Annotated in this window: 15 protein-coding genes; 6 read left to right on the top strand and 9 right to left on the bottom strand. The window is 67.9% G+C overall.

From position 1 onward, the window contains the following. Window positions 1–2,167 (bottom strand): discoidin domain-containing protein (locus JHC99_RS12190; protein WP_292154584.1); only part of this gene is annotated, 2,167 nt, incomplete at its 3' end. A 103-nt stretch (window positions 2,168–2,270) separates the two neighbouring features. On the opposite strand from JHC99_RS12190, the gene JHC99_RS12185 reads away from it, so the two are divergent. Continuing rightward, a complete protein-coding gene (locus JHC99_RS12185) occupies window positions 2,271–3,584 on the top strand; it encodes a dicarboxylate/amino acid:cation symporter (RefSeq protein ID WP_292154582.1) in 1,314 nt (437 codons plus the stop codon). Between the two features lie 13 nt (window positions 3,585–3,597). Here the strand turns inward: JHC99_RS12185 and thrS are convergent, their stop codons facing one another. The 4 genes from thrS to JHC99_RS12165 are packed head-to-tail and all read right to left on the bottom strand — an operon-like array spanning window position 3,598 to window position 7,142. After that, window positions 3,598–5,520 carry a threonine--tRNA ligase gene (thrS, locus tag JHC99_RS12180; RefSeq protein ID WP_292154580.1) on the bottom strand — a complete coding sequence of 641 codons (1,923 nt, stop codon included), beginning with the start codon at window positions 5,518–5,520 and terminating at the stop codon, window positions 3,598–3,600. A 5-nt stretch (window positions 5,521–5,525) separates the two neighbouring features. Next, entirely contained in the window at window positions 5,526–5,783 is a 258-nt protein-coding gene (gene yidD, locus JHC99_RS12175) for a membrane protein insertion efficiency factor YidD (protein ID WP_292154578.1), read from the bottom strand. 38 nt (window positions 5,784–5,821) lie between these two features. Then, on the bottom strand, window positions 5,822–6,277 hold the full coding sequence (locus JHC99_RS12170) for an iron-sulfur cluster assembly scaffold protein (RefSeq protein ID WP_292154576.1): 456 nt from the start codon (window positions 6,275–6,277) through the stop codon (window positions 5,822–5,824). Window positions 6,278–6,320: 43 nt separating this feature from the next. Further along, window positions 6,321–7,142, bottom strand: coding sequence for a tetratricopeptide repeat protein (locus JHC99_RS12165; protein ID WP_292154574.1), 822 nt, complete (start codon window positions 7,140–7,142; stop codon window positions 6,321–6,323). Window positions 7,143–7,282: 140 nt separating this feature from the next. Between JHC99_RS12165 and JHC99_RS12160 the strand changes: the two genes are divergently transcribed. The 3 genes from JHC99_RS12160 to JHC99_RS12150 all read left to right on the top strand — a co-directional run bounded on the left by JHC99_RS12160 (window position 7,283) and on the right by JHC99_RS12150 (window position 9,910). Then, window positions 7,283–7,771, top strand: coding sequence for a peptidase S1 (locus JHC99_RS12160; RefSeq protein ID WP_292154572.1), 489 nt, complete (start codon window positions 7,283–7,285; stop codon window positions 7,769–7,771). 106 nt (window positions 7,772–7,877) lie between these two features. Continuing rightward, window positions 7,878–9,281 carry a M17 family metallopeptidase gene (locus tag JHC99_RS12155; RefSeq protein WP_292154570.1) on the top strand — a complete coding sequence of 468 codons (1,404 nt, stop codon included), beginning with the start codon at window positions 7,878–7,880 and terminating at the stop codon, window positions 9,279–9,281. 125 nt (window positions 9,282–9,406) lie between these two features. Further along, window positions 9,407–9,910 carry a hypothetical protein gene (locus JHC99_RS12150; RefSeq protein WP_292154568.1) on the top strand — a complete coding sequence of 168 codons (504 nt, stop codon included), beginning with the start codon at window positions 9,407–9,409 and terminating at the stop codon, window positions 9,908–9,910. Between the two features lie 41 nt (window positions 9,911–9,951). On the opposite strand, the gene JHC99_RS12145 is transcribed toward JHC99_RS12150, so the two are convergent. Beyond that, entirely contained in the window at window positions 9,952–10,545 is a 594-nt protein-coding gene (locus tag JHC99_RS12145; RefSeq protein WP_292154566.1) for a hypothetical protein, read from the bottom strand. Window positions 10,546–10,722: 177 nt separating this feature from the next. Between JHC99_RS12145 and JHC99_RS12140 the strand changes: the two genes are divergently transcribed. Then, window positions 10,723–11,529, top strand: coding sequence for an NlpC/P60 family protein (locus tag JHC99_RS12140; RefSeq protein ID WP_292154564.1), 807 nt, complete (start codon window positions 10,723–10,725; stop codon window positions 11,527–11,529). Window positions 11,530–11,801: 272 nt separating this feature from the next. Here the strand turns inward: JHC99_RS12140 and JHC99_RS12135 are convergent, their stop codons facing one another. Both JHC99_RS12135 and JHC99_RS12130 read right to left on the bottom strand, forming a co-directional pair. Next, entirely contained in the window at window positions 11,802–12,497 is a 696-nt protein-coding gene (locus tag JHC99_RS12135; protein ID WP_292154562.1) for a DUF6498-containing protein, read from the bottom strand. 18 nt (window positions 12,498–12,515) lie between these two features. Next, window positions 12,516–13,253: a cytochrome c family protein gene (locus tag JHC99_RS12130; RefSeq protein WP_292154561.1), complete on the bottom strand. Its 738-nt coding sequence runs from the start codon at window positions 13,251–13,253 to the stop codon at window positions 12,516–12,518. A gap of 184 nt (window positions 13,254–13,437) precedes the next feature. Here JHC99_RS12130 and JHC99_RS12125 point away from each other — a divergent pair, with 184 nt between their 5' ends. Then, entirely contained in the window at window positions 13,438–14,160 is a 723-nt protein-coding gene (locus JHC99_RS12125; protein WP_292154559.1) for a 3-deoxy-manno-octulosonate cytidylyltransferase, read from the top strand. Here the strand turns inward: JHC99_RS12125 and JHC99_RS12120 are convergent. Then, on the bottom strand, window positions 14,157–14,888 hold a 732-nt coding region (locus JHC99_RS12120; protein WP_292154557.1), incomplete at its 5' end, for a helix-turn-helix domain-containing protein. The two genes, JHC99_RS12125 and JHC99_RS12120, sit on opposite strands and share 4 nt — an antisense overlap.

Raw genomic sequence — 14,888 nt, 5'->3', positions numbered from 1 at the left:
CAGGGGGAGGAACCGCGGGGTCGGCGGGTTCATCCACGACCGGTGTCGTTGTGGAAGGCGATGTCGTCGAAGGCGCGGTCGCCGGCACCGTCGATGCAGGCTCCGATCCCGGCGGTGTCGCCGCATTGCCGCTGGCCGGCAGGCCTGTGCCCGAAACGGCCGGGCCGCCGCTGATGTAGACGGGCGGGATCACGGTCACGATCGTGCCGTCGGGCCTCACCGTGGTCGCGCCCGCCGTCGCCGGGCCCAATCCAGCTAGACCGGGCGAGGTCTGGGCCCTTGCCGCCGTCGTCGCCCCTGCCGGAACCGAAGCGACCGCGCTCAGGGGCGAGACGCCGGTGTCGCCGAACGCCTCGACCGCGAAGAAATAGTCGACGCCGACGTTCAGGGCCCCGATCTCGACCTGACCATCTCGCGCGGCCAGTTCGTCGGCCCAGACCTGGTAGGTCAGGTGCAGCCGGTCGGCCCTGACCCCCCAGCGGATATTGTAGCCCAGGATACGCCCCCCCGTCGGCTCGGCGACCGGGGCGACCTTGACGGTGGCGTTCCTCTGGTCGGTGCCGCGCGTGACCGTGATCTCGGCGGGCGCAACGGGAACAGGGCCCGCCGCATTGCCGAACACCCGCAGGTCGGCGATGGCCAGATGAGCGCCCGGCGTCTCGCCGTGCTGATAGCGGATGAAGCGGGCCCGCGTCGGGCGGTCGGCCTGGACATAGGCGTTGGGGCTGTCGCGGTTGGACGACATCCGGTTGGCCAGGGTGAACCACTGCTCGCCGTCCAGCGACCACTGGATACGGAACCGGGTCCGCTGGTTCGGGGCGTTCTCGAACATCCCGGACTGGTAGTCGGCGTAGTTGACCTGGACCGACTGGACGACCTTCACGCCGCCGAGGTCGAGGGTCAGGGTCTGGTCCGGGGTGTTGCTTTCGGCGACCCAGAAGGTGCGGGGATCCTCGTCAACGGCCCGGTCGGCGCTGAACACGCCCTCGGTCGAGGAGGCGGTCGCCTTCGCCTTGTAGGACAGCGGCATCCAGCCGGTGAACAGGGTCTCGGGATTCAGGACCGGCCCGTCCGGCGTCCGCTGCGGGAAGTCGCCGAACCGGCTGGAGAAATACAGCTGGCCGTCCGTGTGGAAGGCTCCGGGGAACATCGCCACCCGCCGTTCGAAGCTCCAGTTCAGCCCGATCCAGGCCCCGCCGGTGTTCCACCAGTTGCCGTAGCGATCCTGGAAGGTCGAGCCGTTGCCTGCGCCCTGGACGAAGCCGCCGGGCTTGTAGCTGGTCGGGTTCCACGGCGCATAGGTAAAGGGCCCCAGCGGCGAGGTCCCGACATAGGCCCCGTTGGCCGAGCCGTTGTATTCCGCGCCGGGCGCCGAATACTGCAGGTAATAACGCCCGCCGTTGCGGGTCATCGAGGCCCCGTCGATGAAGGGGGCGACCGGCGTGCCGTCCGGCAGGGTGCCCGAATGGTCCTGCCCGTAACGCTCCCAGCCGTGACGCGCCGGATCGAGCCGGAACATGGTCGTCGGCTCGTCGATGAAGGCCATGGGCGAGATCGGATCGATCTCCGATCCGTACAGCGGAAACACGTCCGACGACCCCCAGTACAGGTACCAGCGATTGTCGTCGTCGATGAACAGGTCGGGCGACCACGGCCCGGCCGGCAGGTCGGTATTTGGGCCCGGCGCCGGATCGCGGCCGGTCACCGCACCCGGGATGCGCGGCATTCGCCGGGTATAGAAGTCCCACCGCCCGGTCTCTGGCCGGTCGCTGGCCAGCATTCCCAAGGGATCGAGCGACGACTGCATCAGATACAGCCGCTCTCCGTCCGACACGGCAGCCGGTCCGACCGATCCGTCCAGCGGCCAGCGATTGGGTTCGACGAAGCTCCATTCGGCCAGGTCGCGCGACACCCAGTATCCGTCGGCCTGGGTCACGAACAGATAATAGCGGTCCTGATGCAGGACCACGGTCGGCTCGGCCCCGGTGCGATAGCTGACGCCCTCGTGAGTCTGCTCGAAATTGTATTTGTAATCGATGTCGACCGGGTTGGCCCAGGTCCGCCCGACCGACTGGGCGGCGGCCGGCCCAGCGGCCAGCATCGACACCAGGGGGGCCGTGGCGGCGGCAAGCAACAGGGCGGCCAGGACCGGGAACGATACGCGCATGTCGCGATGCTATCACGGCTTTGGCCGCTGGCCATGGGGGGTCGCGCGTGACGCGTGCAACGGGCTCTCTGGCGTCCTGTCGCGGGAATGTTAAGGATAACGAATGCCGATTTCACGCCCCCGATCCCGCCTGCGCGCCCTTCTGTCGTCGATGAGCTTTTGGGTGGTGGTGGCCCTGATCCTGGGTCTGCTCGTCGGGGCGATGGTGGAGGTGTCGGGGTCCGCGGCGCTGACCGGTGCGATCGAGGCGGTCGAGCCCCTGGGCGGGGTCTGGCTGAACGCGCTGCGGATCACCGTCATACCGCTGGTCTTCGCCATGCTGGTCACGGGGATCGTGTCGATCGCGGATGCGGCCTCGACCGGGCGGCTGGCGGTACGGGCGCTCGTGGTATTCGGCATCATGCTGACGGCGGCGACGATCTACGCCATCCTGGCGGGGCTGGGCCTGTTGAACCTCTGGCCGATCGATCCGGTGGCCGGCCAGGCCCTGCTGTCGGGCATTCCCGGTGATTCGATCGCCGCCGTTGGCGAGGCCGCGCACACCGACGGCCTGCGGGCCTTTCTGAACAGCCTGGCCCCCTCCAACCTGATCAAGGCGGCGGCCGACGACGGGGTGCTGGGCGTCGTGGTGTTCGCCATCGCCTTCGGTTTCGCCGCGACCCGGCTGGAGCCCCGGCTGCGGACCCCGCTCGCCCTGTTCTTCGAGGCGACCGCCGAGGCCGTGGTGGTAATCGTCCACTGGGTCTTGCTGGCCGCGCCGATCGGGGTCTTTGCGCTGGCACTCGGCGTCGGCCTGAGGGCGGGTGTGGGCGCCGCCGGGGTGCTGGGCCACTACATCGCCATCGTCTGCCTCAGCCAGATCGGCGTCATCATCCTGGTCTATCTGGCGGTACGGGTCTTCGGAAAGATCGGTTTCGGCCGGTTCAGCCAGGCGATCGCCCCGGCCCAGGTCGTCGCCTTCTCGACCCAGTCTTCACTGGCCAGCCTGCCGGTGATGGTGGAGCGGGCGCGCGACTATCTCGGCGTCTCGCACGCCTCGGCCGGTCTGGTTCTGCCGCTGGCGGTGGCGGTGTTCCGCCTCACCAGCCCGGTCGCCAACCTGGCCGTCTGTCTGTATGCGGCGCAGCTCTACGGCGTGCCATTGGGGATCGCGGCCCTGATCGCCGGCGGCCTGACCGCCATCGCCGTCTCGATCGCCTCGGTCGGCCTCCCGGGCCAGGTCAGCTTCTTCGCCTCCGTCGGCCCCATCTGCCTGGCCATGGGCGTCCCCATCGGCGTCCTGCCCCTGCTGCTGGCGGTCGAGGTCATCCCCGACATCCTGCGCACCATCGGCAACGTCACCGCCGACCTGGCCGCGACCCGTATCATCGCCGGGGACGATGAGGCGGAGACGGAACCGGCGGCAGCAGGGATCTAGACGGGAAGAGACGCTATTTCAGATCCGGCGGCGTCGCCTCTTCGGTCAGGATCCGGATCGCTTCGTCCAGCGACACCACCTGCTGGGCCTGCGAGCCCAGGCGACGGATCGCCACCTCGCCCTTCTCGGCCTCGTTCCTGCCGACGACGGCGATCACCGGTACCTTGCCGACCGAGTGCTCACGCACCTTGTAGCCGACCTTCTCGTTCCGCAGATCGGTCTCGACCCGCAGGCCCGCGGCGCGGAACTTGGCCGCGACCTCTTCGGCATAGCCGTCGGCGTCCGAGGTGATCGTCGCAACCACCGCCTGCACCGGCGCGAGCCACAGCGGGAACGCCCCGGCGTAGTTCTCGATCATGATGCCGATGAACCGCTCGAAGGAGCCCAGGATGGCCCGGTGCAGCATGACCGGCCGGTGCTTGCCGCCGTCTTCGCCGACGTATTCAGCGTTCAGCCGCTCAGGCAGGACATAGTCGAGCTGGATCGTCCCGCAAGTCCATTCACGCCCGATGGCGTCCTTGACCACGAAGTCCAGCTTGGGCGCATAGAAGGCACCGTCGCCAGGCGTGATGACGGGCTCCGACCCGGCGGCGCGGGCACCCTCCAGCATCTGGGCCTCGGCCTTGTCCCAGAACTCTTCCGTGCCGGCGCGGGCGTCGGGGCGGGTGCCCAGGCTGATATAGGCCGTCTCCATACCCAGGTCGGCGTGAACCGACCGGCACAGGGTGATGAAGGCCGCCGTTTCCTCGACGATCTGGTCCTCACGGCAGAAGATGTGGGCGTCGTCCTGGGTGAAGCCGCGCACCCGCATCAGGCCGTGCAGGGCCCCCGACGGCTCATAGCGGTGGCAGGCGCCGAACTCGGCCATACGAAGCGGCAGTTCGCGGTAAGACCGCTGGCCCTGATCGAAGATCTGGACGTGGCCCGGGCAGTTCATGGGCTTGAGCGACAGCACCTCGCCCTCGACCGTCTCGCAGACGAACATGTTCGGCCGGTACTTGTCCCAGTGGCCGGATTTCTCCCAGAAGGTCCGGTCCAGCACCTGGGGCGTCTTGACCTCGACGTATCCGGCGGCGTCGAGGCGGCGGCGCATATAGGCCTCCAGCACGCGCCACAGCACCCATCCCTTGGGGTGCCAGAAGACCATGCCCCGGCCCTCTTCCTGCATGTGGAACAGGCCCATGGCCTTGCCGATCCTGCGGTGATCCCGCTTCTCGGCCTCTTCGATGCGGAGCAGATAGGCGTCCAGGTCCTCCTTCGAGGCCCAGGCGGTCGCATAGATGCGCTGCAGCTGGGCGTTGCGATGGTCGCCGCGCCAGTAGGCCCCGGCCAGCTTGGTCAGCTTGAACGCCTTGCCCACGAATTTGGTCGAGGGGAAGTGCGGCCCCCGGCACAGGTCCTGCCAGGTCGCGCCCTGGTGATAGACGCTGATGTCCTCGCCCTCGGGCAGGTCGCGGATGATCTCGGCCTTGTAGGTCTCGCCCATGGCCTCGAAGCGCGCGATGGCCTCGTCGCGGGGCAGGACCTCGCGGCGGATCTTCTCGTCGCGATCGACGATCTCGGCCATCCGCTTCTCGATCGCCTTGAAGTCGTCGGTCGAGAAGGGCTCGTCGCGCGCGAAGTCGTAATAGAAGCCGTCCTCGATCGCCGGGCCGATGGTGACCTGGGTGCCGGGGAACAGTTCCTGAACCGCCTGGGCCATCACGTGGCTGGCGTCGTGACGCAGGGTATCCAGCGCCTCGGGACTGTCGCGCATGATGATCTTCAGCGCGCCCGACCGGCCCACGGGGGCGTCGAGATCGAGCAGGGTCCCGTCCACCTCGATCAGGACCGCCTTCTTGGCCAGCGACGGCGAAATCGAGGTCGCGACGTCACGGCCCGTGGCGTCGGCGGGATACTGGCGCACGGCGCCGTCGGGGAAGGTCAGGTCGATCATCGTGGTCAATCTTTAACGGGCGGAACCGGGTCATACCCCGACCCACCGAAGGGGTGGCATTTACAGAGCCTGCGCACGGTGAGCCATCCCCCCTTGACCGGTCCGTGCTGGATCAGCGCGTCGCGGCCATAGTCCGAACAGGTCGGCAGGAACCGGCAGGACTGCCCGAACCAGGGGGACAGCGTCAGCTTGTAGCCCCGATGGGCCGCGCGAACGCCGCGTTCGTAGAGGGTGGTGCCAATATCAGTGTCTGGGCGGGCCATGATGTCCGGCCATACCCCGGTTCGGGGCCGGGCGGAACTCAGGCGGCGCCGGCGAGCCTGGTTCGCGAGGTCTGGGCCTGTCGCACCGCGTCCAGCGTCGCCTCGATCGCCACCATCGTCGAGGCGTGACGCGCCGGATAGTCGGCGACCAGCTTCAGGGCGCGCAAGCCCTCGAACCGACCGTTCGGGCCGTCGCCGCCGGACTTCAGCATGGCCAGGCTGGCGTCGCGGGCGGCCTCGATCTCAGCCTCCGTAGCCCCGATCACGCTCTCCCCCAGCACCCCGGCGGCGGCCTGTCCGAGCGCACAGGCCTTCACATCCTGGGCGAAGTCGGCGACCCGGCCTGCGTCGTCCAGCACCACGTCCACGGTTGCCCTGGACCCGCACAGCTTGGCCACCCGCTCCCCGGTGCCCTCGGGCGCGGCCAGCCGCCCGCTGTGCGGCAGGTTGGCCGCCAGCGACAGGATGCGCGCGCTGTAGAGCTCGTCGATCATGGGACAGAGATAGAGGTTCGGCCGCGGCGAGAGAAGAGGCGGACTACTGCCCCTGCAACGAACCCCAGGTCCGCGCCATAGCCGGCGACGCACCGTCGGTCTGCACCGGAACAGGCACCGCAGCCGATGCAGCCGTCTTCTCCCTTAGCCAGGCCAGGTTGCGGTCGGCGGCCTCGGGCGGCAGGGCGCGGCGGACGATCTGTTCGGCCTCGCCCATGTTCCCTTGCAGACCCAGCACCAGGGCCAGGTTCAGCTGGGTCTTCAGGGTCGCACCCGGCTGGGCCACGGCGCGGCGCAGCAGGACCTCGCCGCCCCGCGCATCACCCTGGGCGGTCAGGGCCATGGCGGCATTGGTCAGGATGTCCGGGTTGTCGCGCGACAGCCGCAGGCCCTCGTTCCAGGCCGCCTTGCCGTCCTCGATCCGCCGCACCTGGGTATAGGCCACGCCCAGCAGCGACAGCGGCCGCCAGTCGTTGGGGGCCAGGGCCCGCGCCTGTTCCAGCGGTCCGATGCCATAGAAGGCCTGGCCCCGGGCGATATGGGCACGCCCGACCTCCAGCATGGCCTCGACGTTGGAAGGCTGGGTCAGCAGCACGCTCTGGGCCAGGGTCGCAGCCTGGTCGTACTGACCCAGTTCGCGCAGCGCCTGCGCCGCCTTGACCCCGGCGACCGGGTCGGACGGATCGATCTCGTTCTGCCGGCCCCAGAACACCGACCGCGTCAGGGGATCGGCGCGGTCGTACTGGGCCCGCTCGGCGGCACCGGCCGGCGTGGGGGTGGCGGCAGGCGCGGGCGTGCGGTCTTCGGCCAGGACGGGGCTGCCGAGGAGGACGAAGGCGGCGGCGAGTAGGGCGAGGCGCGACATGGGCGATCCCTGCGTAAATCGAGCGTCGAGAATCCCGCTTCGGCGTCAAGCATTGGTTAACGACCGGCTCTTCAGCTTTCGTTCATCCGCCATCCGGCTTACGATGTTCGCCGGGCCTGTTGCCCGCTGGGGGACTATCCATGAAATCAACACTTTCCATGCGCCTCGGCGCGGCTTCGATAGCCTGTGCCATGATGGCGGCGGCGATGCCGGCAGCGGCCCAGGATCCGTCGCTGCGGCCCAATTTCGGCTCGGTGAACCTGAATGCCGGCTTCACGCCCGACCCCTATACGGTGCGGATCACGGCGGGCGGCGACCGCAACGCCAACGATGCCTCCTCACTGGGCGGCGAGTGCGTCGGCATGATCACCGAGGCCCCCGACTTCCGCATCACCTACGGCGCACAGCAGGGCCTGGCCCTGACCATCCGCGTCGACTCGCGCGAGGACACCACCCTGGTGGTCAATGGACCGGACGGCCAGTGGTACTGCGGCGACGACCTGCAAGGGTCGCTGAACCCCGGCGTCATCTACCGGACCCCGCTCAGCGGCGTCTATGACATCTGGGTCGGCACCTATGGCGAGACCCCGGCCCCGGCCCAGATCCGCATCACGGAAATGGAACAATAGGCACGGCGATCCTCGTCGCGGTCGAAATGATCGCGGTGACCCGCTAGACCTTACAGGGTCCGGACGTTTCGGCGTCCGGGCCCCTTTTCTGTTCCGAGGTTCCGCCATGTCGCTTCATCCTCCGATCCTGATCGCCGAAACCGACGTCGTCGCCGTTCCGGTCCGTCTGGTTGGACCGGACGCCGCGCTGGAAGGTCACGTCGGCACCTGGGCCGCAGCCAACGCCTTCACCGGCAAGGCGGGCCAGATGCTGCTGGCCCCCAGCCATGATGGTGCCCTGGCCGAGGTCCTGTTCGGGACCGGCGTGGCCTTCGACCCGAAATCCGTGCGCGGTCTGGCGGCGAAACTGCCCGGCGGGGTCTATCGGCTGGAGGGTCTGGCCGAGGCGGACGGGACGGCCGCCGCCCTGGCCTTCATCCTCGGCGGCTATCGCTTCGATCGCTACAAGACCCGCGACGGCGGCGAGGCCGCGCGGCTGGTCGCGCCCCCCGGCGTCGATGTCGAGGAGACGCTGCGGATCGCCGCCGCCTGTGCTCTCGCCCGGGAGATGGTCGATACCCCTGCAGCTGACATGGGCCCGCTCCAGATCGAGACGATCGCCCGCGAGATCGCCGAAAGCGCCAATTTTCCAGAGAAGGGGGGCGCCTCCATCGCGGTGATCGAGGGCGACGCCCTGCTCGACGAGAACTATCCCGCCGTCCACGCCGTCGGCCGCGCTGCGACGACCCAGCGCGCGCCTCGGGTCATCGAGATCGGCTGGAACCTGACCCGCACCGACCTGCCGCTGGTGGCCCTGGTCGGCAAGGGGGTGGTGTTCGACACCGGGGGGCTGGACCTCAAGTCCGCCTCCGGAATGCGCAATATGAAAAAGGACATGGGCGGCGCCGCCCATGTCCTGGCCCTGGCACGACTGGTCATGCAGGCGGGCCTTGGCGTCCGACTGGTGGTGCTGGTCGCGGCGGTGGAGAACGCGGTCTCGGCCGACGCCTTCCGCCCCGGCGACGTCCTGTCGAGCCGCAAGGGTCTGAGTATCGAGATCGGCAATACGGATGCGGAGGGCCGCCTGATCCTCGCCGACGTCCTGACCCGGGCGGGCGAGCATTCGCCGGACCTGACGCTGGATTTCGCCACCCTGACCGGCGCCGCCCGCGTCGCCCTCGGTCCCGACCTGCCGCCCCTCTATACCGACGACGAGGCCCTGGCCGCCGATCTTCTGAGCGCCTCGGCGACGGTCGGCGACCCCCTGTGGCGGATGCCGCTCTGGGCCGGCTACAGGCCGTCGATCGACAGCGAGATCGCCGATGTCCGCAACGATTCCGCCGCCTGGGCCCAGGGCGGATCGATCACCGCCGCCCTCTTCCTCCAGAAATTCGCCCCCCAGACCGGCGCCTGGGCCCACATGGACATCTTCGCCTGGAACAGCCGCAACCGCCCCGGCTGGCCCGAAGGCGGCGAGGCCCAGGCGATGCGCGCCTGCTACGAGATGCTGAGAAGGCGGTATCCGGCGTAGGGGGAGCGAGGAATCCAGTCCGATGTTCGCTTGCGGCGCACCGTTCAACGTCGCCTCTCCACCCGTTGCGGACATTGACCACAGACGCCGTGCAGCTACCATCGCATAGACTTGGAGGGCTAACCTTGCAGGACCTGATCTGCGAACACGTCCCGTTCTGTGTGGCACGCGAATATGTCGCTGCATCAGAAATTAGTGGGGGACTTATCCAGATCGATCCTGATGGTCGTGCAGTTGTGGCCTCTCCGGTAGCGGTCGAGGCTACTGGGGTTCGAGTTCAGTTTGTAGGCAACGACAATCTTACCACGATTGATCCTGCTCGATTGAAGCAAACATGCATTGACGGGGCCTGCGTCGTTTTTCGAAGCTCGTGCATCAATCTGGTCTGCACTTGGCACATTGGGCCGCTGATACCCGACGGTCCAACCTATCTGCAAGAGGTTCGACTGGTGGGGTCGGATGCTCGTTCCATTGCTCGGGGGATGGAGAACGTTTTTATTTCCGTCCATGTCGAAGCTGGCAACCGAAAGATTTCGCTTGCCCAACTGGGAACAAGTGCCCCTGCCCCTGCTGGAACCTACACCGGGCCTTACACGACAGAAGATCGCATCGGACGCCGCCGTCCTTAAGGTCCGCTAACCACCCATAGCTGACCTTTCCGAAAGCTGATTTAGGCGACCATCCGCCTCCGCCCTAGGCGTCCGATCACAATACCTCCGATGAACGCAAAGGACGCTATCAGCCCGCCAAGGACCAGCGTCGATCGATCTTCAGATGGTGTCTTCATTGCCAGAGTCGTGATTTCGCCCGGTTCGAGTTCTCTCAATACGCGGGCCCTCAAAGTCTCGTCTCTAATGTCGTTCGGACCGAGCATTCCGCGAACCACCAGCTGGTCATTCTCGCGGCTGGCATAGAACAACCCGACTTTGTCAAAGTCTGGAAAAGCTGCGCGATCACAGTTCACCTCAATGCCATTGAGATAGTAGGTGACAACGCCTGTGCCGACGTCGCCTTTGAACGACCTCCGAGGTTGGGCACTCACTGCCAGGCCACGGTCGCCCCTGACGAGCCCGACGACCTGCCCGACGAAGACCGTATCGGCCTCAGCCCAGTAGCGATCCTGATTGGTCCGCCGCAGGCGCTCGTATGCGTGCGCTTCGGTCTCTCCCTGATTTCTGGGAACAGTAAAACTGCACGCCTCTGCTGAGTTCGCTGCGAGCCAGCACAAGGCCAGAAAGCCGGACAATGAAATTGCGCGAAGCATGTGATCATCCTTCGACACACGGGAGGCTGCGGTCAACGTCCACCAAGGTCCGCTTCCCCCCGTAGCTGACATTGGCAGAGCCCATATTTCGGACGCCAGCTTCCAGGAAGGCCCCGCCCTTAACCGGACCTTGGGATTCCCGTGCGACAACGCCGGTCCAACTGCACGAGCCTTCGCTTGACCCTATCCGCAGCCCTCGATGAGCGCACCATGCTCGCCCGGCCCGATCTGGCCGAGCTGGGGCTCGAGGGAATCGTGCGGGCGAAAGCCTATCGTCCTCTCAGCGCCATGCACGCGGCCGTCGGCGTCGCTGACATTCATGACGACGTCGATCCCGCGACCGCCGCCCGCGTCGACCAGCTGCTGTTCGGCGAGGCCTTCGATGTGCTGGACCGGGACGGCGACCGGGTCTGGGGTCGGGCGCGGCGGGACGGGACGGTCGGCTGGGTCAACCGCTGGGCCCTGGCGGCCGGGGTGCCCCTGGCCACCCATCGCGTGGCCTCGGTTTCGGCGGTGCTGCCGCTCAACGCCCTGGTGCATCATCAATGGTCGGGCGTCGCGCCTGAGGACCTGTCGCCCATCGGCGATTTCGAGACCGATCCCGTTTCGGTCGCCGAACGGATGCTGGGCGTGCCCCATGCGCTGGGCGCGCGCTCATCGACCCTCACCGACTGTTCGGGCCTGGTGCAACAGACGCTCTACGCCTGCGGCCGGGCGGGGCCGCGTCATTCGGACCGGCAGGCCGAACTGGGCCGCGCGGTGGACCGCGCCGACCTGCGACGCGGCGACCTGGTCGTCTGGCTGGCCCCGTCGGGCGAAACCGCCTTCACCGGCCATTCCGCGCTGGCTCTGGATGCAGAAACCCTCATCCACGCGACCGGCCACCACGGCGCGGTGGTGACTGAGCCCCTCGCCGAGGCGGAAGCCCGCTATGCCGAGGGCGGGTTCCAGCCGCCGGTGTTCCGTCGCCTGGACACCGTCTGATCGGCCACCTGATCCCGGGCCGGGTTCGCCGAAACGCGCACCGATAGACAGGAATAAATTCTCTTCTCGACCTTGCGCCCGATCGCGCGCGGTCCCACCTGCCCCGACAGGTCTTTGAAAGGTTCGGGTCCGAACGCCGCATCGGCGATTGGAATTTCTCATAATCTGGCGGTCCATCCCGTGCCGGCCGTTCAAGTCCTTGATTCATATAGGGCTCACCTGGCGGTTTGGCGCTTTGGCGGCCTGTTTCAGGACCGCCAGTGCCAAGGGGTCTAGACCGGTAAGACCTTCGGTTTCGGACGGCGGGTCAGGACCAGGATTTCCGCCACGGCCTTGACCAGGCACAGGGTGAACACCGCCCCCACGGGCGCTCCCATGCCGCCGACCATCCAGAAGCCCAGGATGACCGTCATGTGCATGACCAGCACCCGGCCATAGGGCCGCATCATCTCGGTTCCGGGATCCGAACGCCGCCACAGACCCGACAGCCACCAGTCCTTGACCTGGAGCACGATCTGGATCGCCGCGATCCCGGCGACGGCGATCAGCACGTCGCGGTTGGTCAGGGTCTCGCGCCACAGGTCGCGCCAGCCGGGATCGAACCCCGTCAGCATCCCGGTCGCGAAGAAGGCGTGGGCCAGGCAGAAGATGCCGTAGTGAACCACGAAGAAGATCGCCAGCAGGCTGCGGCCCTTCAGCGTGTCGAGCGGGATCTGATATCCGCCGGAACCCGGTTCGGACGGGGTCGTGGGCAGGACCGCCTGGGCGCTGAGGATGCGCGGCAGGGTAAAGACCCCGATAATCACGGTCTCGCACCAGTAGAGCAGCAGGATCTGGACCGCATTCCAGCCCAGAAACACTACCCCCAGGATCGGGATCAGGTTGCCCAGAACGACGAAGGCCGCGCTACGCCATGAAAGACGCGCGCGGCCTGGGGTCTGTGCGGCGGGATCGGGATCAACCGTCATCCGCGTCGGGTCCGGGGATCAGCTGTTCGGCGGCGCCGGGCTGGTCGCGGCCGCTGGAGCGGCCGGGGTGGTCTGGGTCGCGGCGGCACCGACGGGAGCGTCCGCCGGAGCGGCACCGGCCGGGGCCGTTGCGCTGTCAGGGGTGGTCTCGGCGGGCGCGCCTTCGGCCGGAGCGGCGGCGGGGGCCGCGCCGGGCTGACGGGTGGGATCGGGCGCCGGGATGGCGAAGCCGGTCGAGCCCTGCGACATCAGATAGGCGATCAGGTTGACCCGGGTCGGGGTGTCACGCAGGCCGGCGAACGACATCTTGGTGCCGGCGACGACCTTTTGCGGGGCCTTGATGAACTCGTCCAGCGCGTCGAGCGTCCAGGTCGCGGTATCGGCGACATGGCCCTTCATGGCGTCGGAATAGGCGAAGCCGGCATGGCCCGCGACGGGCCGGCCGACGACGGCCCAAAGGTTGGGGCCGATGCCGTTGGGACCGCCGTTGGAATCGGTGTGACAGGCCTTGCAGCGCGCGAAGGCGGCTTCACCGGCCGCGACGTCGGCGACGGGGAGCAGCGTACCCCAGTCGGGCAGCAGTTCGACTTCCTCAGCGCCGCCCTCGGCCTCTTCGGGCGCGTTGATGAAATAGCCCATCTTCTCGGGCTCATGGGTCGCATACAGGTGCGTGGACACCTGCTGGACCCCGATAATCACGAAAGCCGTCGCCAGACCGGCGCCGAAAATCTTGTTCCACTTCAGATCGCCGCTCATACGCGTCGTCGCATCCCGTCTCTGGGCCCGGTCATACAGCACGATTGCGCTGCACGGATGGGCGATATCCTTGCGTGGGCGTCTCTGACACGGCCCGGCGAGGTTCGCAACCGGGCGGGAGCGGCTTCCCCCTGAAACCATGACGCTCTAGCGTCGCAGGACAATCCAGTTGCGAAAGACCCGCATGAATCCCCTCGTCCTGATCCCCGCCCGGATGGCCGCGACCCGGCTGCCGAACAAGCCCCTGGCCGACATCGGCGGCAAGCCGATGATCGTGCGTGCCTATGAGGGGGCCCTGGCCTCGGGCCTGCCGGTCGCGGTCGCAGCGGGGGACCAGGCCATCGTCGACGCCATCACCGGTATCGGCGGCACGGCCGTCCTGACCGACCCCGGCCTGCCGTCAGGGTCCGACCGCATCCGCGCTGCGCTGGAGGCCCTGGATCCCGACGGCGAATACGACGCCGTGATCAATCTGCAGGGCGACATGCCGTTCGCCGATCCGGGCCTGGCCACCGCCTGTGCGGCCCTGTTGCATGGAGAGCCGTCGTGCGACATCGCCACCCTGGTGGCGCTTGAGGCCGATCCGTCGGACCGGACCAATGTCGATGTGGTCAAGGCGGTGCTGGCGATCGAAGAGGGCCACCGGCACGGCCGGGCCCTGTATTTCACCCGCTCGACCCTGTACGGCGACGCCCCCGTCTGGCGCCACATCGGCATCTACGGTTATCGCCGCGAGGCCCTGATGCGGTTCTGCGCCGCCCCGCCGTCGCCGCTTGAACAGCGCGAGAAGCTTGAACAGTTGCGGGCCCTGGAGATGGGCCTGTCGATCTGGGCCGCCGTCATTGCCGAGGCGCCGCTGTCGGTCGACAATCCGGCGGACCTGGAAGCGGTGCGAAGGCTGGCCTAGCCCCGCAGCTTGCGGGTCAGGGCCTCGACGTCGCGGGCGATCTGGTCGTCGGCCGGCAGCAGCTCCTCGATCTTGCGCACCCCGTGCAGGACGGTGGTGTGGTCGCGTCCGCCGAAGCGGCGACCGATATCGGGATAGGACCGGGTCGTGTGCTGTTTGCACAGATACATGGCGATCTGCCGCGGCCGGGCGATGGCCCGGGTCCGACGCTCGCTGAGCAGGTCGACCTGCTTCATGTTGAAATGCTCGGCCACCGTCTTCTGGATCTCGTCGACGGTGATGCGGCGCTCGGGGCCACCGCGCAGGGCCGCGCCCAGCAGGGTCAGGGCCTCGTCCACGCCAAGGGACGACAGGCGAGGGCCGGCAGCGGCGGCCAGGGTGTTGACGGCGCCTTCCAGCTCGCGAACCGAGCCGGGGGTGCGATCGACCATCTGTTCCAGCACCTCGCGCTGGGCCTCGCCCTGGACCAGGCCGAGACGGGCGAAGGCGGCCAGGCGGTTCTGGGCGACCGCGATCTTGAGCGCCCGGTCGGCGGGCTCGACCGGGCAGGTCAGGCCGGCGGCCAAGTGGCTGCGCAGCCGGGGCTCGACTTCCGACAGGGCCATGGGCGGGCGGTCGGCCGACAGCACGATCCGTTTGCCGTCCTCGATCAGGGCCGTCAGGGTCGAGAGCAGTTCTTCCTGGGTGCTCGCCTTGCCGCCCACGAACTGGACATCGTCCAGCAGCAG

Source organism: Brevundimonas sp., from assembly GCF_016463485.1.
In the GTDB taxonomy this organism is placed as follows: domain Bacteria; phylum Pseudomonadota; class Alphaproteobacteria; order Caulobacterales; family Caulobacteraceae; genus Brevundimonas.
Note: the sequence above shows the minus strand (reverse complement) of the source record. Positions and strands in the feature narration are given on the sequence as shown.